Origin of the sequence: Loktanella sp. R86503 (assembly GCF_042466455.1) — a bacterium.
In the GTDB taxonomy this organism is placed as follows: domain Bacteria; phylum Pseudomonadota; class Alphaproteobacteria; order Rhodobacterales; family Rhodobacteraceae; genus Loktanella.
In genome coordinates this window covers 719,084-743,522 of sequence record NZ_JAXHCI010000002.1, presented here as the reverse complement: position 1 = coordinate 743,522, position 24,439 = coordinate 719,084, and the positions used below count along the sequence as shown (strand labels likewise).

Annotated in this window: 24 protein-coding genes; 8 read left to right on the top strand and 16 right to left on the bottom strand. The window is 60.2% G+C overall.

Annotated elements, in window-relative coordinates:
• Positions 1-28: 28 nt before the first annotated feature.
• Positions 29-520 carry a GNAT family N-acetyltransferase gene (locus SJY10_RS04610; protein ID WP_386679944.1) on the bottom strand — a complete coding sequence of 164 codons (492 nt, stop codon included), beginning with the start codon at positions 518-520 and terminating at the stop codon, positions 29-31.
• Between the two features lie 79 nt (positions 521-599).
• Here SJY10_RS04610 and SJY10_RS04605 point away from each other — a divergent pair, with 79 nt between their 5' ends.
• On the top strand, positions 600-1,220 hold the full coding sequence (locus SJY10_RS04605) for a flavin reductase family protein (protein ID WP_386679942.1): 621 nt from the start codon (positions 600-602) through the stop codon (positions 1,218-1,220).
• Here the strand turns inward: SJY10_RS04605 and SJY10_RS04600 are convergent.
• From SJY10_RS04600 to SJY10_RS04585, 4 genes are all read right to left on the bottom strand, one after another.
• Positions 1,217-1,975 (bottom strand): ABC transporter permease, encoded by a 759-nt coding sequence (locus SJY10_RS04600; protein WP_386679940.1) that lies wholly within the window; start codon positions 1,973-1,975, stop codon positions 1,217-1,219. The two genes, SJY10_RS04605 and SJY10_RS04600, sit on opposite strands and share 4 nt — an antisense overlap.
• Positions 1,972-2,754, bottom strand: a complete 783-nt coding sequence (locus tag SJY10_RS04595) for an ABC transporter ATP-binding protein (protein ID WP_386679938.1) — start codon at positions 2,752-2,754, stop codon at positions 1,972-1,974. The genes SJY10_RS04600 and SJY10_RS04595 overlap by 4 nt, the downstream gene beginning before the upstream one ends.
• 3 nt (positions 2,755-2,757) lie before the next feature.
• Positions 2,758-3,756: an ABC transporter substrate-binding protein gene (locus SJY10_RS04590; RefSeq protein WP_386679936.1), complete on the bottom strand. Its 999-nt coding sequence runs from the start codon at positions 3,754-3,756 to the stop codon at positions 2,758-2,760.
• A gap of 117 nt (positions 3,757-3,873) precedes the next feature.
• Positions 3,874-5,493 (bottom strand): SulP family inorganic anion transporter, encoded by a 1,620-nt coding sequence (locus SJY10_RS04585; RefSeq protein WP_386679934.1) that lies wholly within the window; start codon positions 5,491-5,493, stop codon positions 3,874-3,876.
• A gap of 137 nt (positions 5,494-5,630) precedes the next feature.
• Here SJY10_RS04585 and SJY10_RS04580 point away from each other — a divergent pair, with 137 nt between their 5' ends.
• Together SJY10_RS04580 and SJY10_RS04575 are read left to right on the top strand one after the other, a co-directional pair.
• Entirely contained in the window at positions 5,631-6,506 is an 876-nt protein-coding gene (locus SJY10_RS04580; RefSeq protein ID WP_386679932.1) for an S-methyl-5'-thioadenosine phosphorylase, read from the top strand.
• Positions 6,503-7,033 carry an adenine phosphoribosyltransferase gene (locus SJY10_RS04575; protein WP_386679931.1) on the top strand — a complete coding sequence of 177 codons (531 nt, stop codon included), beginning with the start codon at positions 6,503-6,505 and terminating at the stop codon, positions 7,031-7,033. The genes SJY10_RS04580 and SJY10_RS04575 overlap by 4 nt, the downstream gene beginning before the upstream one ends.
• A 171-nt stretch (positions 7,034-7,204) precedes the next feature.
• Here SJY10_RS04575 and SJY10_RS04570 read toward each other — a convergent pair whose 3' ends face one another.
• From SJY10_RS04570 to coxB, 11 genes are all read right to left on the bottom strand, one after another.
• A complete protein-coding gene (locus tag SJY10_RS04570) occupies positions 7,205-8,626 on the bottom strand; it encodes an FAD-binding oxidoreductase (protein WP_386679929.1) in 1,422 nt (473 codons plus the stop codon).
• Positions 8,627-8,726: 100 nt separating this feature from the next.
• A complete protein-coding gene (locus SJY10_RS04565; protein WP_386679927.1) occupies positions 8,727-9,542 on the bottom strand; it encodes an alpha/beta hydrolase in 816 nt (271 codons plus the stop codon).
• Positions 9,543-9,690: 148 nt separating this feature from the next.
• On the bottom strand, positions 9,691-10,275 hold the full coding sequence (locus SJY10_RS04560) for a GNAT family N-acetyltransferase (protein ID WP_386679925.1): 585 nt from the start codon (positions 10,273-10,275) through the stop codon (positions 9,691-9,693).
• Entirely contained in the window at positions 10,275-11,537 is a 1,263-nt protein-coding gene (locus SJY10_RS04555; RefSeq protein WP_386679923.1) for a M16 family metallopeptidase, read from the bottom strand. Before SJY10_RS04555 ends, SJY10_RS04560 begins: the two co-directional genes overlap by 1 nt.
• Positions 11,534-12,919: a threonine synthase gene (gene thrC / locus SJY10_RS04550; RefSeq protein WP_386679921.1), complete on the bottom strand. Its 1,386-nt coding sequence runs from the start codon at positions 12,917-12,919 to the stop codon at positions 11,534-11,536. Before thrC ends, SJY10_RS04555 begins: the two co-directional genes overlap by 4 nt.
• Before the next feature lies 1 nt (position 12,920).
• The gene (locus SJY10_RS04545; protein WP_386679919.1) at positions 12,921-13,598 is read right to left on the bottom strand and encodes an SURF1 family protein; all 678 of its coding nucleotides are present in this window, start codon (positions 13,596-13,598) and stop codon (positions 12,921-12,923) included.
• Positions 13,599-13,723: 125 nt separating this feature from the next.
• Positions 13,724-14,524 carry a cytochrome c oxidase subunit 3 gene (locus tag SJY10_RS04540; RefSeq protein ID WP_386679917.1) on the bottom strand — a complete coding sequence of 267 codons (801 nt, stop codon included), beginning with the start codon at positions 14,522-14,524 and terminating at the stop codon, positions 13,724-13,726.
• 33 nt (positions 14,525-14,557) lie between these two features.
• Complete coding sequence (locus SJY10_RS04535) at positions 14,558-15,169, bottom strand: cytochrome c oxidase assembly protein (RefSeq protein WP_386679915.1); 612 nt, start codon at positions 15,167-15,169, stop codon at positions 14,558-14,560.
• Entirely contained in the window at positions 15,169-15,396 is a 228-nt protein-coding gene (locus tag SJY10_RS04530) for a hypothetical protein (protein WP_386679913.1), read from the bottom strand. The genes SJY10_RS04535 and SJY10_RS04530 overlap by 1 nt, the downstream gene beginning before the upstream one ends.
• A complete protein-coding gene (cyoE, locus tag SJY10_RS04525; protein WP_386679911.1) occupies positions 15,397-16,341 on the bottom strand; it encodes a heme o synthase in 945 nt (314 codons plus the stop codon).
• 96 nt (positions 16,342-16,437) lie between these two features.
• Positions 16,438-17,268: a cytochrome c oxidase subunit II gene (gene coxB, locus SJY10_RS04520; RefSeq protein WP_386679909.1), complete on the bottom strand. Its 831-nt coding sequence runs from the start codon at positions 17,266-17,268 to the stop codon at positions 16,438-16,440.
• A gap of 206 nt (positions 17,269-17,474) precedes the next feature.
• Between coxB and tldD the strand changes: the two genes are divergently transcribed.
• The 5 genes from tldD (at position 17,475) to SJY10_RS04495 (ending at position 24,418) form a co-directional block, all read left to right on the top strand.
• Positions 17,475-18,893 carry a metalloprotease TldD gene (gene tldD, locus SJY10_RS04515; protein WP_386679907.1) on the top strand — a complete coding sequence of 473 codons (1,419 nt, stop codon included), beginning with the start codon at positions 17,475-17,477 and terminating at the stop codon, positions 18,891-18,893.
• Between the two features lie 97 nt (positions 18,894-18,990).
• Positions 18,991-20,139, top strand: a complete 1,149-nt coding sequence (gene dprA, locus SJY10_RS04510; protein WP_386679905.1) for a DNA-processing protein DprA — start codon at positions 18,991-18,993, stop codon at positions 20,137-20,139.
• Between the two features lie 158 nt (positions 20,140-20,297).
• Complete coding sequence (topA, locus tag SJY10_RS04505) at positions 20,298-22,991, top strand: type I DNA topoisomerase (RefSeq protein ID WP_386679903.1); 2,694 nt, start codon at positions 20,298-20,300, stop codon at positions 22,989-22,991.
• 78 nt (positions 22,992-23,069) lie between these two features.
• Positions 23,070-23,774: a CoA transferase subunit A gene (locus SJY10_RS04500; RefSeq protein ID WP_386679901.1), complete on the top strand. Its 705-nt coding sequence runs from the start codon at positions 23,070-23,072 to the stop codon at positions 23,772-23,774.
• 14 nt (positions 23,775-23,788) lie between these two features.
• On the top strand, positions 23,789-24,418 hold the full coding sequence (locus tag SJY10_RS04495) for a 3-oxoacid CoA-transferase subunit B (protein ID WP_386684500.1): 630 nt from the start codon (positions 23,789-23,791) through the stop codon (positions 24,416-24,418).
• Positions 24,419-24,439: the final 21 nt, after the last annotated feature.

Below are 24,439 nucleotides of genomic sequence, written 5' to 3'. Positions count from 1 at the left end.
CCTGAACATATGCAACCCTGCGGCGATTTCAATCATGAGCACGTTCGACCGGCCCGGTCACGCCGTCCCATCCCCCTTTGCGCAGGGCGATCCCCAGAACGCGGTCAGGATTTGTCGGCGGCGGCATAATCACATTCTTCAGCTGCACAAAGCCGAAACGGCTGTAGTACGGGGCATCTCCGACCAGCATGATCCGTGGCCAGCCGTCTTTTGCCGCAACTTCTAGGCAGCGCCATATCAGCAGGGCCGCGATACCTTCGCCTTGGTGGACGGGGTGCACGGCAACCGGGCCAAGCAGAACAACCTCTTTATTTGCAACGCGCACGGGCCAATTGCGGATCGCGCCGGCAATCTGGCCGTCGCCGGCGCGGGCCACGATGCATAGCCGTTCAATCGGATCGACACCGTCCCGCAGGCGATAGGACGACAGCGCCGTTCGGCCCGGTGCAAAGCATGTGTCGTACAGCGCCTCGACTTCCCACCAGTCGTCGGGGCGTTCCCGTGCGGTTGTGATATCCATGCTGTGCGTGTCTTTCGTATGGTCCGGCGCGTGTGCGCACGCTAGCTGTTGCGCAAGCTGGATAAAAGGGATGACCGCCATGTTCTATCAACCAGATCGCGACACCGGCGCAGGCCATGGCCTGCCGCATAACCCGTTCAATGCCATCGTGACCCCCCGCCCCATCGGCTGGATTTCCACGCGCGGCAGTGACGGGTCCGACAACCTTGCGCCCTATTCGTTTTTCAACGCGGTCAGCTATTTCCCGCCGCAAGTCATGTTTGCCTCTACCTCGGCCAAACCGGACCGGGGCGACACCAAGGATTCGGTCGCCAATATCCGCGAAACCGGCGTTTTTGCCGTGAACATCGTCAGCCACGGGCTGCGGGATGCGATGAACCAAACCTCTGGGCCATACCGGCGCGATGTGGACGAATTTGCGCAGGCGGGTCTGGAAAAGGGCCAATGCCAGACCATTGACTGCGGCTTTGTCATCGCCAGTCCCGCGACGCTGGAATGCAAGATGACCCAGATCGTGACACTGGAAGGCGCAAACAATTTCATGGTCATCGGCGAAGTCGTCGGCATCCGCATGTCTGACGATTGCATCGTGGACGGCATGTTCGACGTAACCCGGTTCAACCCGCTGTCGCGCCTCGGTTATCGTGACTATGCCACTATAACCGAGGTGTTCAGCCTGAACCGGCCCGGCCAGTCCTAAACGGTCCGGTCGGCCCAACCGGCAAAGATCTTTTCCAGCGCAACGACGATGTAATACAAAACGATGCCAAGAAACGCCAAGGCGATCAGCACCGCAAACATCAGCGGATAGTCGGAATTGGTTTTGCCGCTATCAAACAGCGCCCCAAGGCCGCGGCCATGGGGCGACACGATCTCCATCAAGTTGGTACCGATAAAGGCCAAGGTGACCGCGACCTTGAGCGCGCCAAAGAATTCCGGCAGCGTTTTGGGCAAGGCGATTTTCCAGAATACCTGTGCCTGACTTGCACCAAGGCTGCGCAGGATGTCGCGGTATTCTGGCTCTAGCGTCGACAGGCCAATGCTGACAGAAACGGCGATCGGGAAAAAGCTGATCATGAATGCAATCAGCACGGTGTTGAAATCGTGCCAGCCGACGAACATCAGCGCCACGATGGGCACCACGGTCGCTTTGGGCACGGCGTTAAAGCCTACAAGCAGCGGATAGAGCGCGTCACGCATTGTGCGCGAAAAGCCCATGACCATACCAAGCGCGATACCGAAAACCACCGCAAGCAACAGGCCGACAACCGTCCGCCACAGGGTTTGCCACCCCATGACCAGAAACAAAGACCAGTATTTTTCATAGGCCGGGATCAGATCAGACGGGCTGGCCATCTTGTAGTTTGGCCAGCCCATAATCCAGACCAGCGCCTCCCACAGGACCAAAAACACGACGACGGCGGCCAGTGGCACAAGAACCTGACGCGCCTTCATGCCTCAACCCGCCCTTGGGCGACCTCGATCTGGTGGCGCAGCACGTTCAGGCGTTCAGCGGCCAGCGGCGTATAAAGGTCTTCGAGAGTGCGCAGGCCGGTATCGGGAATGTCCATGACGAACTGCGTCTTGGCGGGTCGGCCAGACAGCACGACAACCTGATCGGCCAGAAAGATCGATTCGCGCAGATCATGGGTGATCAGCACGCCGGTAAATGGCTCTTCTGCTTTGACCTTGTGCATGGTCTGCCACAGGTCTTCTCGGGTAAATGCGTCAAGGGCACCGAACGGCTCATCTAGGATCAGCACCTCTGGCTGGTGGATCAGCGCGCGGCACAGGGATGCGCGTTGCTTCATACCGCCAGACAGTTCTGACGGGCGTTTTGCCTCGAACCCTTCTAGCCCCACAAGCGCCAGTAGTTTGCGCGCACGCGCCTCGCCTTGGGCTTTGGTCAGCTTGTTTGGTACTATTTCCAACGGCAACATGATGTTGTCCAAGATCGTGCGCCATTCCAGCAGCACCGGGTTCTGGAACGCCATACCGACATTGCTGCGGGGCGCGGTGATGCGGGTACCATGAACGTTGACCGTGCCTTCGTCCGGGATCAGCAAACCCGCCACAAGGCGGGTCAGCGTCGATTTTCCACAGCCGGACGGCCCGACGACGGCGACAAAGCCACCCTCTGGCACCGTGACGTTAAGCCCGTCCAGCACCGGCAAAAGGCCGGAAGCGGTGCGGTAGGAATGCCGCACCCCCTTTATTTCAATCAGGTTTTCCAAACCTTATTTCGCCAACTTGAAGCCGCCCTCGGGCAGGTAATCGCTGGTAAAATACAGCGACGCATCTGGCGCTGTTGCAAATTCATAGGTGGTCGCGATCTGGGCCAGGCTGTTTTCCATACGGTCTGCATCAATGCCGCCAAAGCCGTTCGCTTTGACCCAATCGGTGTCCACGTTGTCGCGGATCGACAGTTCCAGCCGGCGCTGTTCCAGTTCTGCATCGGCGGCGGGGTTGCGTTCGATCAGCATGGGAATGACCGAAGCCGGATCGGCAACCGCGTCAGCCCAGCCCATCGCGACAGCGCTCAGGAAGGATTTGATCACTTCTGGGTTGGCGGCAGCATATTCCGTGTTCACGATAACCGCGTTGCCATACAGATCGACGCCGTAGTCGGCCATCAGCATTGTGACCAGATCATCCTCTGGCACACCAAGGCGGGCAGCGTTCAGGTAAGACGTAAAGGAAAACCCGGTGATCGCGGCGACATTGCCTTCGGCCAGCATCGGCTCGCGCGTCGGAAAGCCGACAGGTTCGACAGTGATCGCATCCATATCAAGGCCGTTTTCGGCGGCAAAGATCGGGAACTGCGCCCATGCGCCATCGGGCGGCGGGGCGCCCAGCACCTTGCCTTCCAGCGATTTGGGATCGCTGACACCCAGCGATGTGCGGCCAATCACGGCGAATGGCGGCTTGTCATAGACCATCATCGCCGCAATCACCGGCGCGCCGGGGTTCTGGTCAAGGAACTTGATCAGGCTGTTGATATCGGCAAAGCCGACCGGGAAGGCCCCCGTCGCAACCTTTGGAATCGCATCAAGAGAGCCGTTGCCAGCTTCGACCGTGACATTCAGGTCAGCGGCGGCAAAATGGCCATTGTCGATGGCTGCAAAATAAGGCGCAGCAGGCCCTTCGAATTTCCAGTCCAGCGCAAATGGCAGATCAGTCTGCGCTTGTGCGGCGGATGCCATCAGAACGGCAGCAGTCAGTGAGCGATAAAACATAAAGGTCCCCGTCAACGGTTTATTGTTGAACCGTAGTATTGGACCCGCAGCGCCCCTTGGCTAGGCGGAAACGGGAATTTTCGCCCCGTTTCCGTGCATTTGCTTAATTAATAAGCGTCAGTGGCCACCAAGCACGCCTGTGCGCACCGAATAATCGACGGCCAGTGCATAATCGGGGTCATCGTCACTATCGACGACAAGGTGGCCCGCCTTCGACAGCAAACGGTGACAATCGCGGGACAGATGGCGCAACTGCAGCGACTTGCCTGCCGCCTCGTATTTTGCCGCGATGCCTTCGATAGCGGCAAGGGCTGACTGATCCACGACGCGGCTGCCTTCAAAATCGACAATGACCAGCGATGGGTCGTCGTTCACGGCAAACAGCTCGTTAAATCCTTCGGCAGAACCAAAGAACAGCGGCCCCTGGATCTGATAGACCTTTGCGCCTTCTGGCGTTGTATGCGTCCTGGCGTGGATGCGGGTCGCGTTGTTCCAGGCATAGGCCAGCGCCGAGACAACGACGCCCACGAGCACCGCGGTGGCCAGATCGGTTGCCACGGTGACAGCCGTCACCAGCACGATCACGACCGCATCGGTGCGCGGCACCTTGCGCAGGATGCTGAAGCTGTTCCACGCAAAGGTGCCGATGACGACCATGAACATCACGCCAACCAGCGCGGCCAGCGGAATCTGTGCGATCAGGCCCGATGCAAACAGGATAAAGGCAAGCAAGAACAGCGCCGCCGCGATCCCGGCGATGCGCGTGCGGCCGCCGGATTTCACGTTGATCATGGATTGCCCGATCATCGCGCAACCGCCCATGCCGCCGAAAAAGCCCGTGACCGTATTCGCAACGCCTTGCGCGATACATTCCTGACTGGCCCCGCCGCGCTGGTTCGTCATTTCAGACACAAGGTTCAGGGTTAGCAGGCTTTCGATCAGGCCGATGGCAGCAAGGATCAATGCATAAGGCAGGATGATCTGAAACGTCTCTACCGTGAAAGGCACCATCGGCACATGGAATGGCGGCAGTGTCCCCTCGATGGACGCCAGATCGCCGACAACAGGCACATCAATGCCGAAGATGATAACAATGGCTGCCACGATGCCGATCCCGGCCAGTGGCGCGGGGATCAGGTTTGTAACCTTTGGCGCGGCCCAGATGATGAACATCGTCAGCGCGGTCAGCCCCAGCATCCAGATCAGCGGCAGACCGGACAACCATTCGCCGCCGCCGACACCGTGACCTGACGCTTCTGCTGTGCCGGGCACCTTGAACTGACCCAGCTGCGCCAGAAAGATGACGATGGCCAGACCGTTCACAAAGCCCAGCATGACCGGATGCGGCACCAGCCGGATAAACTTGCCCCAGCGCATGACGCCGACCACAATTTGGATCAGCCCCATCAAAACGACCGTCGCAAACAGATATTCGATCCCATGCGTCGCCACGAGACTGACCATCACAACCGCAAGCGCCCCCGTCGCGCCAGAGATCATGCCGGGGCGCCCGCCGAACACAGCGGTGATCAGGCCCACGATAAATGCAGCATAGAGGCCCACAAGCGGCGGTACGCCGGCGACAAAGGCGAAGGCCACGGCCTCTGGCACCAGCGCAAGGGCGACGGTCAGGCCGGACAGAAGCTCGATCCGTAGACGCCCCGCGTTCAAGGGCGCGCTGGGATCGGTTAGGGCAATACTGTCGGCAAAACTTGCCAGAAGGGCGCGGGGGGCCATGGGACATCCTAATGCTAAACGGTTTGTGTCGCCCCTACGCCAGACCAGCCCGATTGTCACCCCGCCCCGCGGTGAACAGTTGCGCCGCCGCGGCGCAGGGGCCACAAGGCTGTGGTGCATTAGCGAAAGGCGCAGCCATGCAGGGCAGATTTGGCATCATCGGCGGTTCGGGCCTGTATGACATTCCCGGACTGCAGGACGCGGTGTGGACGCAGGTGGACAGCCCCTGGGGCGCACCATCTGATGCGGTCCTGACCGGCGCACTAAACGGGGTACCGCTGGCGTTTCTGCCGCGCCATGGCCGCGGCCATCTGCACAGTCCTACAACGGTCCCCTACCGGGCCAATATCGACGCATTGAAACGGCTGGGCGTGACGCATCTGGTCAGCATCAGCGCCTGCGGATCATTCCGCGAAGACATGGCCCCCGGTGACTTCGTTGTCGTCGACCAGTTCATCGACCGGACCTTTGCCCGGGAAAAGTCGTTCTTTGGCACCGGCTGTGTCGCGCATGTCAGCGTTGCCCACCCTGTTTGCCCGGACCTGTCGGCCGCCTGCGTCGCGGCGGCCCGCGCGTCCGGCATCCGCGTGCACGACGGCGGCACCTATCTGGCGATGGAAGGCCCGCAATTTTCCACTCGCGCCGAAAGCCTGATGTACCGCGGCTGGGGCTGCGACGTGATCGGCATGACAAACATGCCAGAAGCGAAACTCGCCCGAGAGGCAGAGCTGCACTACGCCTCTGTCGCGATGATCACCGATTACGACAGCTGGCACCCCGGCCATGATGCCGTCGACGTCGCCGAGGTCATCCGCACCCTGCAAGGCAACGGCACAAAGGCGCGCGACATGGTCATGGCGCTGGCGTCAATGTTGCCAAAAGCTTGCGCAAGCGGCTGCGATCAGGCATTGGCCCATGCGATTATGACACCCCCCGATCAGCGCGACCCTGCGCTGGTGGCAAAACTGGGCGCGGTCGCGGGCCGCGTTCTGAACCCAAAGGACACCGCATGAAAACCGTTCAGGATTATATCCGCACGATCCCCGATTTCCCGCACGACGGGATCATGTTCCGCGATGTGACTACGCTGTTCGCCGATCCCCGCGGGTTTCGCATGGCGATCGACCAGCTGCTTCACCCCTATGCAGGCCAGCCCATCGACCGGGTTGTCGGGCTGGAAGCGCGCGGCTTTATCCTGGGCGGTGCGATTGCGCACCAGCTGTCCGTCGGTTTTGTACCGATCCGCAAAAAGGGCAAACTGCCCGCCAAATGCATCGAGCAAGCCTATACACTGGAATACGGCGAGGCGATTGTCGAAATCCACGACGACGCGCTGAAGCCGGGCGAACGCGTGCTGATGGTTGACGATCTGCTTGCAACCGGCGGCACGGCAGAGGCGGGGATCAAGCTGATCGAACGCCTTGGCGCACAGGTGACGGGCTGTGCCTTTGTCATCGACCTGCCTGAGCTGGGCGGACGGGCGAAACTGGAAGCGCTTGGCATGGATGTCCATGCGCTATGTGCCTACGACGGGCATTGATGCGCTGCGGCGGCGTTGGCATTTGACCCACGCCGCCACTACAAGAGCCGCAGACCGGCTGCGCCGGATTTTCCGGCAAGACCTCTTTCGAAGATCGCAGCGTAGGCCTTCTGACCCGGGAGGAAGTCCGGTGATTCACCGGCTTACTGCGGTTATTATGCAGCGCGAAGCTTAATCATCCGTTAAATTGCGCAGCACAGCACCGGGATTCATAATGCCATGGGGATCAAGGGCGGTTTTAATGGCGCGCATCATCGCCAGCTTTGCCGGATCGCCGTATTTTTCCAGATCACCGACCTTTAGCCGCCCGACCCCATGTTCGGCGCTGACCGATCCACCCATCTCGTAGGTCAGGTCATGCACGCAATCCTTTACGGCGGCGCGTTTGTCCTCGTGGTCGCTGCGCGACTCTCCGAACAAGGGAAACACGTTATAGTGCAGGTTGCCGTCCCCCAGATGACCAAAGCAATTGATCCGGAAATGGCCGACTTGCGCCAACCGCTTGCCGCCTTCGACGATAAATTCCGGCACCAGGCTTAGGGGCAGCGAAATGTCATGAGACGAGATGGACCCGATACGCCGGTTCGCCTCTGGTATGCTTTCGCGGATATGCCATAGCGCATCGCGGTCCGCGCCGGACCGGGCAATCACGCCGTCGGTGACAAGTCCCGCTTCTGCCGCAGCCTCGAACAGGCTTTCCAGCGCCGCGTCAGGGGCCAGACCGGCAGGCATGCCGATATCGATCAGCACCATCCAGTCGGGCCGGTCTGCAAAGGGATCCTTGAACGCCGGACCAACCTCGTCCAGAAAATCAAGGCCCTGACGGTGGATCATCTCGAACGCGGAAATTCCGTCGCCCAAACGCGACTGCGCAAGCGCCAGCAAATCCAGCGCCGCGGCAGGGGATGGCACGGCCAGCACTGCGGCCCCAACTGCGGCAGGCTGCGGAACAAGGCGCAGGGCGGCGGCCGTGATAACGCCAAGCGTGCCTTCTGCCCCGATCATCAGATCGCGCAGATCGTATCCGGTGTTATCCTTGCGCAGGCGCGACAACCCGTTCCAGACCGTACCATCCGGGCGCACCACTTCCAGCCCCAGACACTGGGCACGCGCGTTGCCATAACGCAGAACGTTCACGCCGCCCGCGTTGGTGGACAGCAACCCACCAATGCGCGCCGACCCCTCAGAGGCGAGCGAGAGCGGAAACATCCGCCCAATATCTTCGGCAGCCTTCTGCACGTCGGCCAGAATCGCCCCGGCCTCTGCCACCAGAACGGATTCGCTGGGATAGGTTGCGCGGATTGCGTTCATACGCTCCAGCGACAGCACAAGCGGCACATCCCCCTGCCCCATCAACTGCCCGCCGACCAATCCGGTGCCGCCGCCGTAAGGCACGACAGCGATGCGCCGCTCGTGACAATAACGTACGATCTGTGCGACCTGGTCCGTCGTGCGGGGCGCAACGACGATCCCACCTCCGGTCCAGCGACCGCGCGGTTCGGTCAGATAGGTTGCGCTATCGTCGCGAAAGCTATCCGCGGGCAAGGCTGCACGCAGATCGGCAAGGGTATCGGTCGTGGCCGGGGTCAGCATGGCGGCTCCATTTTTTGTTCAGCCAAAGGTAAGGACACACCGGGCCGTGTCCAGCGCAAAGGCCCCCGATTTTTCGGCGAAAAATCGGAAGGCACCGTGCCTAACGTAGCCGGGGCGGGCGACCTTCGGCAAAATCGAGCATATCGTCGAATACGTCCGGCCGCGTGAAGAACAGCAAATGCCCCTGCCCCGGATAGCCAAGAATCGGAACTCCGCCAATTTTTCGCGAAAAATCGGTTGTCTGGCGGGTCGAGAAGACAGGATCGTTCAATCCGATAAAAAACGCCACCGGGATGCCTGTCAGATCCAGATCCTCAGGCAGCCGCCAGCCCGGCAACGCCAGCATATGGGCAAAGGCGATTTGCGTATCCAGCTGCGTCTGGATCTTGGCCCCCCGTGCCATCGCCTCCTGCAATTCGGGCGAAGGCGTGGGCGCGGCCAGTTCCTCTCGTCCGAACAGCAGGCCCGCCCAGAAACGCGGCCAGACCTTTTCCTTTGCGACCGATTTTGTCGCTGTCACAGCCCGCACGACATCCCCCGCGCCGGACAGGATCGTCTGCAAACCGCCCGCATGTTCCACTGATGGCGACATGGCAGCCACCCGGACACGGTGGGCCGGGTCAATGTCCGGTGCGGCTTCCAGCGCGATCAACGCGCCTGTCGAATAGCCAACCAGGACCAGTTGCGCGTCCGGTGGCAGTTGATTGGCGAAACGGACGACCTCTGCTGCCGCCACTGACGGCGACAGGCGATGATCTGTCGGCAGACCATCAAGACCGGGATAGCGATAGAACGCGCGGGTATAGCCGGCGGCTTCCCAGTCTTCTGACGGACCGAAAACCTCAATTGACGATAGGGCACCAGGAATAAACAAGGCGACCTTGTCCGACTGCGCCACGGCAGCTGCGTCATACACAAAAGGATCCTGCGTCCCTGTGGTTCGCAACAAGGCCGGGCTACACCCGGCGCACATTAACAAAAGAAAAATCCAGCGCATGCCGCCATGCATTGTGCGATTGTAACCTGCCGTCAAGGTACCCAATCGCGCATCAGTGGCAGGGCGCCTAGCCGACGTCGGTACGACCGCGCCGGTCGTTCCGCAGATTCGCGTAAAGCACATGGTTGCGCCAGCGTCCGTCGATCTGCAGATAGCTTTGCGCAACGCCCTCGTATTTATACCCACAGTTTTCCAAAAGCCGGCGCGACGGCGTATTTTCAGGCAGGCATCCCGCCTCGATCCGGCTTAGGTCCAGCGCGGTAAAGGCGTAGTGCACTAGCGCCTCAATAGCCTCGCGCATATAGCCTTGGCGCGCAAAGGGTTGCCCGATCCAATACCCCGTCGTCCCCGCCTGCGCCGGGCCGCGGCGGATGTTATCAAGCGTAATGGCCCCGATCAGCTGGTTGTCGCTATGGCGGATCAGGAAAAGCGGCACGGCACTGCCCTGCTGGATCGACCGCTGCGACCAATACACACGGTTGGTGAATGACTTGCGGCTGAAATGATCGGCCGCCCAGGTCGGCTCCCACGGTTGCAGGAAATCGCGGCTTGCCTCTCTTAATCCGCACCAAGGGCGGAAATCGGCATGTATTGGCGGGCGCAGGATCAGGCGTTCGGTATCTAGCCGAACCTTGCGCGCCCGCCCCAGCATCAGGCGACCAGTCGCGCGCGCAGCGCCTCGAGAGAGGGAGCTGCATCGGCAGGGCCATAAAGCGTCAGCGCCGCGCCAGCCTGCGCCGTACGGGCGGCAAAGTCGCGCACATCACCCGTGGTGACGGCGTCGATGCTTTCCACCGTTTCCGCAACTGTCGGGATACGGTCCCAGATCGCAAGCAACCGCGCCAGACGTTCTGCCCGGTTCGACGGGCTTTCCAACCCCATCAATAAACCGGCCTTCATCTGCGCCCGCGACCGTGCGACCTCTGCCGCGGTCATATCGTCGGCGGCGCGCTTCATCTCGTCCATGGTGATATTGGCAAGCTCTTCGATCTCTTCGGCGCTGGTGCCCGCATAGATCGTCGTCAGGCCTGTATCCTCGTAGGCACCGGCCTGCGCGAAAATGGTATAGCACAACCCGCGCTTTTCGCGAATTTCCTGAAACAGGCGGGACGACATGCCGCCACCCATCGCGCTGGCATAGATTTGCGCGGTATAAATCGCGGGGTCGCGGTAATCCGGCCCTTCGAAGGCCAGCGCAAAGTGAACCTGCTCCAGCTTTTTGCTCTCGCGCCGCTCTCCTCCGACGAATTTCGCAGGCTGAATCAAGCCGGTGCGCGGACGCGCCGGCAGATGGCCAAACAGCTTTTCGGCCTGCGCAACCAAGGCGTCGTGATCGACAGCGCCAGCGGCGGCAAGGATCATCTGATTAGGGCCATAATGCGTGCCGACAAAGCCGGTCAGATCGTCACGGGTAAACTTTTCCACCCGCTCTTCCGGTCCCAGGATCGTGCGGCCGATCGGCTGGTCGGGATAGGCAACCTCTTGCAGCCAGTCAAAGATGATGTCGTCTGGCGTATCCAGCGCCTGGCCAATCTCTTGCAAGATGACGCCGCGCTCTGTCTCGATCTCGTGGTCCTCGAACAGCGGGTTCAGCAGGATATCCGCGATGACATCAAGGCCAAGCCCGACGTCGGATTCCAGAACGCGCGCGTAATAGGCTGTCGCCTCGCGGCTGGTGTAGGCATTGATATAGCCGCCCACATCCTCGATCGCTTCGGCAATCTGAAGCGACGTCCGGGTGGCCGTGCCCTTGAACGCCATGTGTTCCAGAAAGTGCGCGATGCCGTTCTGCTCTTCGGCTTCGTGGCGACCGCCCGCGTTCACCCAAATGCCGACAGAGGCGCTGGCCAACCCCGGCATATGTTCGGTAACGATGCGAAAGCCGTTGGACAGCGTGTGAAGTTCAATGGTCAAGACGTAATCCGGTCCTTGATGATTTTCTGGATCGCAGCAAGGTCAGCCGTGCTGCGCGTAATCCGTTCGGGGCGGTCATACAGGTCCGCCATGCGCGGGGGCAAGGGGGGGTGGATACCTGTCGCTGCCTCGACCGCGGCCGGGAATTTTGCAGGATGCGCCGTGGCCAATGTGACCATTGGGGTCGCACCCAAATGCTTTTCACCGATATTCGCACCCACAGCGGTATGCGGACATAGCAATTCCCCATGCGCTGCCAGATAGCGGGTAATCGTCCCGGAGGTGTCGCTTTCCGACACGCGGCCAGAGGCATAGGTGTCGCGCAACGCGTCGATCGCCCCTTGTGAAATGGTAAAACCGCCTTGTTTCAGATCGTCCATCTGGCTGGCAACCGCCGCGCCATCCTGCCCGTAGGCATAAAACAGCGCGCGTTCAAAGTTCGACGACACCTGGATATCCATCGACGGGCTGATCGTCGGGGTTACGCTGTCCTTGGTATAGGCACCGGTTTCCAGTGTGCGGTGCAGGATGTCGTTCGTATTGGTCGCAACAACCAACTCGCCAATCGGCAGGCCCATCTGCTTGGCGATATAGCCTGCAAAGATGTCGCCAAAATTGCCAGTCGGCACGGTAAAGCTGACCTTGCGATGCGGCGCACCCAGCGACACGGCGGAGGTAAAGTAATACACCACCTGCGCAAGCACCCGCCCCCAGTTGATGGAGTTCACGCCCGCCAGCCGCACATCTTCGCGGAACTGGAAGTCGTTGAACATATCCTTCACCAGTGCCTGACACCCGTCGAAGTCGCCATCTACTGCAATCGCGTGAACGTTGGATTCGGTCGGCGTGGTCATTTGGCGGCGCTGCACTTCGGACACGCGGCCGTGGGGATACAGGATAAAGACATCGACAGCATCAAGACCGCGAAATGCCTCTATCGCGGCAGAGCCGGTATCGCCGGAGGTTGCGCCGACGATGGTAACGCGGTCGCCTGAACGGGCAAGCGCGGCCTGAAACATCTGGCCGATCAACTGCATTGCAAAGTCTTTGAACGCCAGCGTCGGGCCGTGAAAAAGTTCCAGCAGGAAATGGTTCGGTGCCAGCTGCACCAATGGCGCGCGGGCGGCGTGGCCAAATCCAGCATAGGCCTTTGCGATCAACTCGCGGAACTGCGCGTCGGTAAAGGTGTCACCGATAAAGGGGCGCATGACGGTATAGGCCACGTCCTCATAGCTTTGCCCGGCCATGGCGGCAATCTGATCAAGGCTCAGGGTCGGGATCGTTTCAGGCACATAAAGGCCGCCATCCCGGGCAAGGCCCGTCAGCATCGTGTCTTCAAACGACAGGATCGGGGCCTGCCCGCGGGTCGAAATATAGCGCATATCAGGCGTCCTTTTGGCGAAGTGTGCGAATGATAAGAAGGCCGGACATCAGCGCCCAGCCGACGGCCAGCATGAACCACGTGATGGCGTAGCCAAAGTGGTCGTTGGGGATCCCCTCGATCCCGACCGGCATGGGCACGGTGGGGCTAGCGGGTTCGATATTGCGGGCGACCAGCAAGACTGGTTCTGTATCAAGGGCCGCGGCCATGGCGGGCAGATCACGGGCGAACCAGATGCCTGTCGCGACATCGGGTTCCGGCGTCCAGTTGTCCAACTCGTCCGGCCAAAGCAAATTACCCGTCAGCGTCACCAGCCCCGTGGGCAGCGCCGCGCCGCGATCATCCAACGACAAGAATCCGAAATCCGCCGCAATCCTGCGGCCTGTGTCGGTCTCGAACGCCGTGATCGTGCGATAGCCCGCGCCATTGTCAGCCGTGCTGACCAGCACCGACAGCGGCGCGCCAATGATCTGGCCAGCGACGGCGACGGGAAGATATTCGTCAGCAACGGGATCGGGGTCCGCAGGCAGGGCCACGGGCGGCGCGGTGATGGTCGCCGTGATCTGATCCAGAATTGCTGTTTTCCACGTCAGGCGCTGCACCTGCCACGTCCCCAAGGCAATCAGGACGGCACAACCGGCAACGCCCAACAGCAGGGGAAAGAAAATCTTGCGCAGCATCAATGTCGCCCCTTGGATCAGACGGGCTTGCCTTACCGCGTTTGCCCCGCGGGGTGAAGGTCCGGTCTTATGCAAAAAGGCGACCCGCCGGGGCCGCCTTTGCAAATTGGGTACGTGAATCGCGCTTATGCGCCCCAGATGTAGATCGAGGCAAAGAGGAACAGCCACACGACGTCAACGAAGTGCCAGTACCAGGCTGCGGCTTCGAAGCCGACGTGCTGTTCGGGGGTGAAGTGACCCTTGTAAACGCGCGCAAGGCAAACCAGCAGAAAGATCGTGCCGATCAGAACGTGGAAACCGTGAAAGCCGGTCGCCATAAAGAAGTTCGCGCCATAAATGTTGCCGCCAAGGCCAAAGGCTGCGTGAGAATATTCATAGATCTGGAACACGGTGAACAGCGCACCCAGGGCGACGGCCAGCATCAGGCCCCACTTCATGTCCTGGCGGTTGTTTTCATGCACCAGCGCGTGGTGTGCCCAAGTGGCCGCGGCACCAGAGCAAAGCAGGATCAGCGTGTTGATCAGCGGCAGGTGCCACGGGTCAAAGGTTTCAATCCCTGCGGGCGGCCAAACGCCATCAACAGAAGGCGAGTCGGGGCCCATCGGGTACATGGCGTGCTTAAAGAAAGACCAGAACCATGCCGCGAAGAACATGACTTCGGACATGATGAACATGATGAAGCCGTAGCGCAGACCGATCCGCACGACGGGTGTGTGATCGCCAACCTGTCCTTCGTGCACAACTTCGGACCACCATGCGAACATGACGTAAAGCACCAGCGCTAAGCCGACCAGAAATGCCCATGGCCCGTGGTCGTGCATCCACAGCACGCTGCCGAACAGCATGATAAAGGCACCCAAAGAGCCGGCGAATGGCCAGATCGACGGTGCGAGGATGTGGAAGTCGTGGTTCTTCTCGTGAGCCATGTTGTTGTTTTCCCGTGCTGCTGGTCGCGGTCGTTAGTTGGTGTCTATGGCGTTGGCTGGCGCGGTTGTCAAAAGATTCGCGTCGGCCGAGGCCTGTTGTGTCGTTTCAGGTGGGTCAATCTCGTAGAAGGTATATCCCAATGTGATCGTATGGACATACTTTGCATCACGATCCTCGATAATCGCTGGATCGACAAAGAAGCTGACGGGCATCTGGACCGTTTCACCTGGTTGCAAGGTCTGTTCGGTAAAGCAGAAACATTCGATCTTGTCGAAAAAGCCGCCCGCCTCGTAGGGGGTGACGTTGTAGGCAGCCTGCCCGGACACAGGGCGATCGGTCGGATTGTGCGCCTCGTAAAAGGCAAGACCGGTTTCGCCCAGGCGCAGGGTCATTTCCCGCTGCACCGGTTTGAAAGTCCAAGGCATATCGCGGTCAAGGGACGCGTCAAAACGAACCTTGATTGTCTGATCAAGGATCGTGTCGGACCCTGTGGACGCGACGTTGGTGTAGCCGGAAAATCCTGTGACCCGGCAGAACCACGAATAGAATGGGACGGATGCAAACGCGAGGCCGACCATCACCGCAACGACAGCGACCGTCTGTGCAAGCGTCCGGTTGGCACCGGTAAGCCGCGGGAAAAGCATTAGTTTGAAACCTCTGGTTGTTGGTCAGTTGTTTCAGCACTATCCGGCAGGATCTGCGGACGCACAACGTGGTCAAATGTCTCAAACTTGCGCAGATCGCCAAGTTGCAGAACCTTGACCACGGTCAGACCAAAAACGATCCCGATAAACGCGACCAGCAACAGGCCAACGCCCAAGTTACGACCGCGGCGACGCTTGTGAATCTCGTGCTCGACTTGGATTGCCATTTACAGGCCTCCGGTTTGAGTGGCGCGCAGGACAGCTTCGATCAGCAGGGCCCCAAAATGCGCGAAAAGGTAATAAAGCGACACTTTGAAGGTTTTAATTTCAACTTTGTAATTGTCGGCTTCGGCCTCGGCGTCGTCCCGCTGCCAAATGTCGTAGCAGCCTTTCAGAAACCAGGCGTTAAAAAATATCGCGACCGCCAGATACACCCACCCCCCGATAGAGGTAAAGCCAAGCCCGATGGCAACGGCGACCAGCGGCAGGCAATAGGCTAGTACGTGGTTACGGGTGACGCGGCGACCGTGGGTTTCCGTCAGCATTGGAACGCCCGCATCGCCATAATCAGTTTTTACAAACAGCGCGAGCGCCCAAAAGTGCGGCGGGGTCCACATGAAAATCAGTGCAAACATCAGCACGGATTCGATGCTGACACCGCCAGTTGCGACAGCCCATCCGATCATCGGAGGAAACGCCCCCGCAGCACCGCCAATTACGATGTTCTGCGGCGTCGCCCGCTTGAGCCACATGGAATAGACAACGGCATAAAAGAAGATGGTGAACGCCAGCAAAGCCGTGGCCACCCAGTTCGTAGCAAGGCCAAGCAGAACAACAGCGAAGCAGGACAAGGTCACACCAAGGCCCAGCGCCTCTCCTGGCTGGACGCGGCCGTCAGGAATGGGGCGTTTTGCCGTGCGCCGCATACGCGCATCAATATCGGCGTCCCACCACATGTTCAGCGCGCCCGACGCCCCTGCCCCAACCGCGATGCATAATATGGCGACGAAACCGATGAAGGGATGCACTGGCACTGGCGCTACAAGCAGGCCAACAAGGGCGGTAAACACGACCAGCGACATGACACGCGGTTTCAAAAGGGCGAAATAATCGCCCATTTGCGCTTCGTACGCGGTTTCCGGTGCGGTTTCGTGCAGGCTCATGTCAGACATGTATCGCGCCTTTGGCAGCTTAGATAAAATGGACGCGACCCGGTAGGATCACCGGATCGCGCCGTAGGGTCATGCAGGCTCTGTTCGCAAAAGCGATCAGACGCCGTTCTGTTCCTTTGCCTCGACCAGCCATGCGTCATATGCCTCTTGGCTGACGACTTTGACGGTGATCGGCATATAGGCATGGTCCTTGCCGCACAGTTCAGAACACTGGCCGAAGTACACGCCTTCTTTTTCAGGGTTGAACCACAGCTGGGCCAGACGGCCAGGCACGGCGTCCTGCTTTACGCCAAAGGCGGGGATCGTCCAGGAATGGATCACGTCAGCGCCGGTCAGCTGCATCACGACAGTCTTGCCCACCGGCAGAATGATCGCCTGATCGGTTGCAAGCTTGTACAGATCATCCGTGTAACCGTAGTCGGCCAGCTCTTCCGGGGCGAGCATGAAGGATTCGAAAGCTACGTCTTCGTCGACGTATTCGTAACCCCAATACCACTGGTAGCCCGTCACCTTGATGGTGATGTCGCCTTCGGGGATTTCCTGCTGGTTGAACAGAACCGGCAAAGAAAACGCACCGATGAACACCAGAATGATGATCGGCACCACGGTCCAGGCGATTTCCAGCGGGCTGTTGTGGGTAAAGCCGGCGGGTTTGGGGTTGGCCTTGTGGTTAAATTTCCAGAAAGACCAGATCATCAGGCCGGATACGAACAGAACGATTGCGGTGATGATCCACAGCAGCATCCCGTCCAACCAGTGCACATCGTTTGCAATGCTGGTGACAGCTTCCTGAAAGCCGATTCCGCCAGGCTGCGGGGCACCGATGACCGGCAATTCGACATCGACATCCTGCGCACGAGCCGCAGCACCGGCAAGAATAAGGCCCATTGTGGTCCAGGCAGTCCTGGCGAAATTGCTCACTCGCATATCATTCCCTTTTGCTCCGGCGCAGGGTTTCCCCCCGCGGCGTGACGATTGCGCGGGGGCACGCGCAATGCGGCCAACACGGAATCCCGTTGTATCCTGGCCAGCGTGTCCCATATCCTGAAGGACAACTCAAGAACCACGATTGCGTCAAAGGGACGCTTTGCTGCAACCAGTGTGTTTAACTTGCCCCGATTAAGGATGCTTAAATGACCGCTGACGCCTTCCGCCCGTTCACGACGCACTTGGATCAGGATACAGCCCTTGGCCTGCTGCGGGATGCCGTTCAGGGTGCCGATGATGGCGAACTGTTCATCGAACGCCGCCGGTCCGAAAGCCTTGTTCTGGATGATGGGCGCGTCAAGAACGCCAGCTATGATGCATCCGAAGGCTTTGGTCTGCGCGCCGTGCGGGGCGAGCGGGCCGGGTATGCCCATGCGTCGACCATCGACGAACAGGCGCTGCGGCGGGCCGTTGCGACTGCACGGCTGGCCGTGGGCGATGGCGGCGGCACACTGGCAGCGGGACCGAAGGGGACGAATACCAAGCTGTACAGCGACGTCGATCCGGTCGCAGAGGCAACGTTTCCTGCAAAAATCGACCTGCTTCGCCAGATTGATACTTTCTGCCGCGATCTGGACCCGCGCGTCGTGCAGGTCAGCGCCTCTTTGGGGGCATCCTTGCAAGAGGTTGTGATTCTGCGACCCGAAGGCACTGTCGTGACCGATACCCGCCCGATGAGCCGCATCAACATCTCTGTCATCGTCGAAGACGGCGGGCGACGCGAAAGCGGCAACATGGGCGGCGGCGGCCGCGCATCGCTGATCGGGCTTATTGCGCCGGACCACTGGCAGAGCGTCGCCCGAGAGGCGCTGCGCATCGCGCTGGTCAACCTGACGGCAGAGGCCGCCCCCGCCGGCGTGATGGACGTTGTGCTGGGACCGGGCTGGCCAGGCATCCTGCTGCACGAAGCGATCGGCCACGGGCTCGAAGGCGACTTTAACCGCAAGGGCAGCAGCGCTTTTGCGGGTCTGATGGGCCAGCAGATTGCCGCCAAGGGTGTGACAGTGCTGGACGACGGCACGATACCCGACCGCCGCGGGTCAATTACCGTAGATGACGAAGGCACGCCCAGCGCTAGGAATGTGCTGATCGATGATGGGGTGCTGGTGGGGTATATGCAGGACCGGCAGAACGCACGCCTGATGGGCGTCGCCCCGACAGGCAACGGGCGGCGCGAAAGCTATGCCCATGCCCCGATGCCGCGCATGACAAATACCTACATGCTGGCAGGCGATACCCCGCCCGAAGCCTTGGTCGCGGATTTGAAGGACGGAATTTACGCCGTCGGCTTTGGCGGCGGACAGGTCGACATTACCAACGGCAAGTTCGTGTTTTCCTGCACAGAGGCTTATCGCGTCAGAAACGGTGTCGTCGGTGCGCCCATCAAGGGCGCAACACTGATCGGCGACGGCGCAACGGCGCTGAAGCATATTCGCGGTATCGGCAACGATCTAAAACTGGACCCCGGTATCGGCAATTGCGGCAAGGCCGGCCAATGGGTGCCGGTTGGCGTTGGTCAGCCCAGCCTGATGATTGGCGGGCTGACGGTCGGGGGATCAGCGTAACCGTTCAAAAACGTCATAAATTACGGGAAAGATTCAGAACCTGTTAACCGTTTTGATTCTAACCTGACCGGGCAGCAAGACGAAGGTATGGTTCACAGTGGAACGTTCCCCGACCACGCACCACATCCCCCCCCAGGATGCCCCCAAGTTCCATCATCTTCGTCTTCTGCGCTCTCGCCGGGTGGGGCCAGCAACTTACCGGCGGCTGCTGGCGGAACACGGAACCGCCCGCGCCGCGCTTGACGCCCTGCCGGATATTGCCGCCGCCGCCGGCGTTTCGGACTATAGCATCTGCCCGGAAGGCGTCGTCGCGGCAGAACTGAAGGCCGGGCAAAAGGCCGGTGCCAGACTGCTGATGCAAGGCGATCCGGACTGGCCTGCGGTCATTGACGATCTGCCTGACGCACCGCCTCTGCTTTGGGGGATCGGCCAGGTTGAATTACTGCAACGGCCCATGATCGCCATGGTCGGGGCCCGCAACGCATCTTCACTTGGCACCCGCATGGCAAAGGCGCTGGCCGCCGATCTGACGGCAGCGGGGTTTGTCGTGGTGTCTGGCCTTGCCCGCGGTATTGATGCAGCCGCCCATCATGCGGCGCTGCAGGGGGGAACTGTGGCCGTGCAGGCTGGCGGGGTCGATGTCGTATATCCGCAGGAAAACAATGCCTTGGCGCAACAGATCGGGGCGCAGGGTTTGCGCCTGTCGGAAATGCCCATGGGGCTGCAGCCGCAAGCGCGGCATTTTCCCGCGCGCAACCGCATCATTGCCGGATTGTCGCGCGCTGTGGTCATTGTCGAAGCCGCGGCAAAATCGGGAAGCTTGATCACCGCCCGCAATGCGCTGGATGCCAACCGCGACGTGCTTGCGGTGCCGGGCCATCCCTTTGATGCCCGCGCCGCCGGCTGCAACATGCTGATCCGCGACGGTGCAACACTGATCCGCAGCGCAGCCGACGTGATCGAAGCCGTCGGCACCCTGCCCTGTGTCGCCCCCGAACTGCCGCTACAAATGCCGGACCGCCCACAGGCCCCCGACCACCCCCCGAAACCGCTGCGCGGCTTGCGGGAAACGGCGGCGCTGCACAACTTGATTCTGAACCGACTTGGCGTATCGCCAATGGCCGAAGACCAGCTTATCCGCGACCTTGGCGGGGCGGCCCCTGTCGTGACACCAGCCCTTGTCGATCTGGAGCTTGAGGGGCTTATCGCCCGTTCGGCAGGCGGACTATTATCGCGCACAAACTGATCAGCGCCCCACCCGCGAAAATATTTTGCGTTTAAAATCAGTGCAATGATGCTTCTTATTCGGTTTGGCACTGGCGCTACGCCGCCGGATTGACAACTTAGGGACAAGCCGACCATGTTGCGCGGCCAGTGTGCCCTCTAGTGAAAGCAAGGTTTTCAATGCCAGTTGTCGTTGTCGAATCCCCGGCGAAAGCCAAGACGATCAACAAGTATTTAGGACAGGATTTCACTGTGTTGGCCTCTTACGGTCACGTCCGCGACCTGCCGCCAAAGAATGGATCGGTCCTGCCAGAAGAAGACTTCAACATGCTGTGGGAAGTCGCCAGCGATTCTAAAAAACACATCAAGGCGATCGTCGACGCACTGAAAGACGACCCGCATCTGATCCTTGCCACCGACCCCGACCGAGAGGGAGAGGCCATTTCGTGGCACCTGCAAGAGGAACTGCAGGGCAAACGCGGGTTGAAAATCCAATCCGCCAGCCGCGTTGTTTTCAACGCGATCACAAAAACCGCCGTGACCGAGGCGATGAAAAATCCACGCCAAGTCGATCAGCCCCTGGTGGATGCCTATCTGGCGCGCCGCGCGCTGGATTATCTGGTGGGCTTCAACTTGTCGCCCGTGTTGTGGCGCAAGCTGCCCGGCGCGAAATCCGCAGGCCGGGTGCAATCGGTTTGCCTGCGCCTGATCGTCGAACGCGAGATGGAAATCGAAGCGTTTCGCAATCAGGAATACTGGACTGTCCGCGCGGTTCTGGAAAACCCCCGCGGCGCAAATTACGAGGCGCGGCTGACGGTTTTGGGCGGCAAAAAGCTGGATAAATTTGATCTGGGCAATGCGACGCAGGCCGAAATGGCGGTTCAGGCGATCACGTCCCGCGATTTGTCCGTGCAAAGCGTGGAGGCGAAGCCCGCCAGCCGCAACCCAAGCCCGCCTTTCATGACCTCGACCCTGCAGCAGGAAGCCAGCCGCAAGTTTGGCATGGGTGCCAAGCAATGCATGAGCGTGGCCCAGCGCCTGTATGAAGCCGGCCTGATCACCTACATGCGGACCGATGGCATCGACATGGCACCAGAGGCGGTCAGCGGGGCCCGCGATGCGATCAAGTCCAAATTTGGCGACAGCTATGTCCCCAAGGAGGCGCGCATTTACAAAAACAAGGCCAAGAATGCGCAGGAGGCGCACGAATGCATCCGCCCGACGGATATGATGGTCGATGCTGCGCAAGCCGACATCAAGGACGCCGATCAGCGCAAGCTGTATGATCTGATCTGGAAGCGTACGCTGGCCAGCCAGATGGAAGCGGCGCGGATGGAACGCACGACCGTGGACGTCGGCAGCAAGGACGGGCAAGTCATGCTGCGGGCCAATGGTCAGGTCATGTTGTTCGACGGCTTCTTGCGCGTCTATGAAGAAGGCCGCGACGACAGCACGGACGAAGACGACAAGCGCCTGCCGCAGATCGAACAGGGCGAGGTTGCCAAAAAGCAATCGGTCGATAGTGAACAGCACTTCACCCTGCCCCCGCCCCGCTACACCGAAGCGACACTGGTCAAACGGATGGAAGAGCTCGGCATCGGCCGGCCCTCCACCTATGCCAGCATCGTCACGACAATTCAGGATCGTGGCTATGTCGAAAAGGACAAGAACCGCCTGATCCCGCAGGATAAGGGGCGTCTGGTGACGGCTTTCCTGTCGAACTATTTTCATCGCTATGTCGAATACGACTTTACGGCCGACCTTGAAGATCAGCTCGACAAGGTCAGTGCAGGCGAAGGCGATTATAAAAAGCTGCTTGAACGGTTCTGGCGCGACTTTTCTGCCGCAATTGCGGAAACCGCAGATCTGCGCATCGGCGAGGTGCTGGACAAGATCAACGAGGTGCTGGAACCGCATCTGTTCCCCGATCCCGGCGACGGCACCGATCCGCGCCTGTGCCCGAACTGCGGCGCGGGGCGTTTGTCGATGCGCACAGCCCGGTCCGGGGGGGCGTTCATCGGCTGTTCGAACTATCCCGAATGTCGCTACACCCGCCCCTTCGGCCCCCCCGATCCAGAGGCGGAAAAGTCTGCAATTCCCCCCGACGGCAAGCTACTGGGCGAGGATCAGGGCGACGAGATCCGCATTTTTAAAGGCCGCTTTGGCCCCTTTGCCCAGCGCGGTGCCGCAACAGAGGAAAATCCCAAGCCGCCCCGCCAGTCCGTTCCGGCAGCATGGGAGCCGGAAGATGTTACGCTGGAACAGGCCGTGCGCCTGCTGGCTCTGCCACGCCTGATCGGGCCTCATCCCGAAGACGGGATCAGCGTTTGGGCCAATATCGGTCGCTACGGCCCCTATCTGAAACATGCAGCATCCACGTCCGACCGTGGCGGAACCAATGCCAACCTGGAAGGGCTGGACGACGTCTGGACCGTTGGCATGAACCACGCGGTGCAGCTACTGGCCGAAAAGGTTGCCAGCCGAGGTAGCCGCGGCAAAGCAGCTGTTGCCCTGCGCGAACTGGGAGAACACCCGGCTGCGGGCGGTCCGGTCAATATCTATGACGGCAAATACGGTCCCTATGTGAAATGGGACAAGCTGAATGCGACGATCCCCGACACCATAACGCCAGAGGATCTGACACTGGCGCAAGCGGTGGATTTGCTCGACGAACGGGCAGCAAAATCCGGCAAGCCAAAGCCGGGGGCAAAGAAAAAGGCGGCAGCCAAAAAGCCCGCCACGAAAAAGCCGGCGACCAAGGCTGCAGCCAAGAAGCCCGCTGCCAAAACGGCGGCAAAAAAGCCTGCAGCAAAAAAGGCAGCGCCAAAAGCCAAGCCAGCAGCGGCCGATGATGACGGCGACGTTCTGGAATAGCCGCTGATCGTCCGCACCAGATTGACAATGCCCGGCGTGCCTAGCAGGCTTGCCGGGCAATTCATGTGAGGGTGCGAGATGAAGAAAGTCTATGGCTCTGCCGCCGAAGCGTTGGACGGTCTGCTGACCGATGACATGCTAATCGCCGCCGGAGGCTTTGGCCTGTGCGGCATCCCCGAACTGCTACTGGGCGCAATCAGGGACTCTGGTGTAAAGGGGCTGACCTTTGCGTCCAACAATGCCGGGGTTGATGATTTCGGGATCGGCATCTTGCTGCAAACCAGACAGGTCAAGAAAATGATCTCTTCCTATGTGGGGGAAAACGCCGAATTCATGCGCCAATATCTGGCTGGCGAGCTTGAAGTGGAGTTCAATCCCCAAGGCACGCTGGCCGAGCGGATGCGCGCTGGTGGCTGCGGCATTCCCGGATTTTACACCAAAACCGGCGTTGGCACCCAGATTGCCGAAGGCAAAGAGCACAAGGATTTTGACGGCCAGACCTATATCATGGAACGCGGCATCGTCGCGGATCTGGCAATCGTGAAGGCCTGGAAGGCGGACGCGACCGGCAACCTTGTGTTCCGCAAGACCGCCCGCAACTTTAACCCGCCCGCCGCCATGTGTGGCAAGGTCTGCGTGGTCGAGGTCGAAGAGATCGTTCCGACCGGCAGCCTTGACCCTGACAGCATCCACCTGCCCGGCGTCTATGTGCACCGCATCATTCAGGGCGAGCATGAAAAGCGGATCGAACAGCGCACGACACGCAAGAAGGAGTCTGCATAATGGCCGGAACGCAAATAGGCTGGGACCGCAACCAGATGGCCGCCCGCGCCGCGCAGGAACTGCAGGACGGCTGGTACGTCAACCTTGGCATAGGCATCCCCACACTGGTCAGCAACTATATTCCCGACGGGATCGAGGTAACGCTGCAATCAGAAAACGGCATGCTTGGCATGGGTGCCTTTCCGATTGAAGGCGAAGAAGACGCCGACCTAATTAACGCAGGAAAGCAGACGATTACCGAACTGCCGCAAACGGCGTTTTTCGATTCCGCAATGTCCTTTGGTATGATCCGCGGCGGCAAGATCGCGATGGCGATTCTTGGCGCGATGGAAGTGGCTGAAAATGGTGATCTGGCCAACTGGATGATTCCCGGCAAGCTGGTCAAAGGCATGGGCGGCGCGATGGACCTTGTCGCCGGTGTGCAGCGCGTCGTTGTCGTCATGGATCACGCCAACAAGTACGGCGAATCCAAAGTGCTGAAGTCCTGCACCCTGCCGCTGACCGGTGCTGCCGTTGTGGACAGGATCATTACTAATCTGGGCGTATTGGACGTCGTCGAAGGCGGCCTGCGGATCGTTGAATGTGCGGCGGGCGTGACGATGGACGAGTTGCGCGCCGCAACCGAGGCAACAATCGTCAACTAATTGCAGCGGGCGGGCCGAACA

Excerpts from the sequence above, each read along its gene's own strand:
- topA (WP_386679903.1), top strand. The coding sequence starts at position 20,298 with ATGCCAGTTGTCGTTGTCGAATCCCCGGCGAAAGCCAAGACGATCAAC.
- SJY10_RS04610 (WP_386679944.1), bottom strand. The coding sequence starts at position 520 with ATGGATATCACAACCGCACGGGAACGCCCCGACGACTGGTGGGAAGTC.
- SJY10_RS04600 (WP_386679940.1), bottom strand. The coding sequence starts at position 1,975 with ATGAAGGCGCGTCAGGTTCTTGTGCCACTGGCCGCCGTCGTCGTGTTT.
- thrC (WP_386679921.1), bottom strand. The coding sequence starts at position 12,919 with ATGCGCTATATTTCGACCCGCGGGCAGGCCCCGATCCTGTCGTTTGAA.
- SJY10_RS04590 (WP_386679936.1), bottom strand. The coding sequence starts at position 3,756 with ATGTTTTATCGCTCACTGACTGCTGCCGTTCTGATGGCATCCGCCGCA.
- coxB (WP_386679909.1), bottom strand. The coding sequence starts at position 17,268 with ATGCGAGTGAGCAATTTCGCCAGGACTGCCTGGACCACAATGGGCCTT.
- SJY10_RS04535 (WP_386679915.1), bottom strand. The coding sequence starts at position 15,169 with ATGCTTTTCCCGCGGCTTACCGGTGCCAACCGGACGCTTGCACAGACG.
- cyoE (WP_386679911.1), bottom strand. The coding sequence starts at position 16,341 with ATGTCTGACATGAGCCTGCACGAAACCGCACCGGAAACCGCGTACGAA.
- SJY10_RS04605 (WP_386679942.1), top strand. The coding sequence starts at position 600 with ATGTTCTATCAACCAGATCGCGACACCGGCGCAGGCCATGGCCTGCCG.
- SJY10_RS04530 (WP_386679913.1), bottom strand. The coding sequence starts at position 15,396 with ATGGCAATCCAAGTCGAGCACGAGATTCACAAGCGTCGCCGCGGTCGT.
- SJY10_RS04585 (WP_386679934.1), bottom strand. The coding sequence starts at position 5,493 with ATGGCCCCCCGCGCCCTTCTGGCAAGTTTTGCCGACAGTATTGCCCTA.
- SJY10_RS04545 (WP_386679919.1), bottom strand. The coding sequence starts at position 13,598 with ATGCTGCGCAAGATTTTCTTTCCCCTGCTGTTGGGCGTTGCCGGTTGT.
- SJY10_RS04575 (WP_386679931.1), top strand. The coding sequence starts at position 6,503 with ATGAAAACCGTTCAGGATTATATCCGCACGATCCCCGATTTCCCGCAC.
- tldD (WP_386679907.1), top strand. The coding sequence starts at position 17,475 with ATGACCGCTGACGCCTTCCGCCCGTTCACGACGCACTTGGATCAGGAT.
- SJY10_RS04560 (WP_386679925.1), bottom strand. The coding sequence starts at position 10,275 with ATGCTGGGGCGGGCGCGCAAGGTTCGGCTAGATACCGAACGCCTGATC.
- SJY10_RS04580 (WP_386679932.1), top strand. The coding sequence starts at position 5,631 with ATGCAGGGCAGATTTGGCATCATCGGCGGTTCGGGCCTGTATGACATT.
- SJY10_RS04570 (WP_386679929.1), bottom strand. The coding sequence starts at position 8,626 with ATGCTGACCCCGGCCACGACCGATACCCTTGCCGATCTGCGTGCAGCC.
- SJY10_RS04500 (WP_386679901.1), top strand. The coding sequence starts at position 23,070 with ATGAAGAAAGTCTATGGCTCTGCCGCCGAAGCGTTGGACGGTCTGCTG.
- SJY10_RS04540 (WP_386679917.1), bottom strand. The coding sequence starts at position 14,524 with ATGGCTCACGAGAAGAACCACGACTTCCACATCCTCGCACCGTCGATC.